Annotated in this window: 1 pseudogene; it reads left to right on the top strand. The window is 54.9% G+C overall.

From position 1 onward, the window contains the following. Window positions 1-117 precede the first annotated feature (117 nt). Window positions 118-364: pseudogene (locus HMPREF2554_RS09240) on the top strand (hypothetical protein); the annotation flags it as partial.

Below are 364 nucleotides of genomic sequence, written 5' to 3'. Positions count from 1 at the left end.
GCGGCGGATTCTCCATCTAAAACATTGTTGTTTTTGGAGAGGTCGGGGTTGAACCTCACTAGATTTATGCCTTGTTCGCTCTGAATGAGGCACATATGAAAGGAAAAAAAGAATACTATGTCATCGTTGATCGTGACTCGCCGTAACGCAGCGCTGGGCGTGCTGGGTGCTGGCACAGCGGCCGCGCTCGCAGCATGTTCTTCGTCAAACTCAAACTCCAGCGGCGGCTCGTCAAGCTCCAGTAAGTCGGAACCCGCTAAGGATTACAAAGGCGAGGTCAAGTTCGACAGCTTCGATACGTCGGCGGGGGAGTACGTGCCCGCGACCCGTACCGAGCCCGCGAAGAACGTTCCTGTTCCGAAGC

This window comes from Rothia sp. HMSC071F11 (assembly GCF_001809115.1).
Classification (GTDB): domain Bacteria; phylum Actinomycetota; class Actinomycetes; order Actinomycetales; family Micrococcaceae; genus Rothia; species Rothia dentocariosa.
This window is presented reverse-complemented; position numbering and strand designations above follow the sequence as displayed.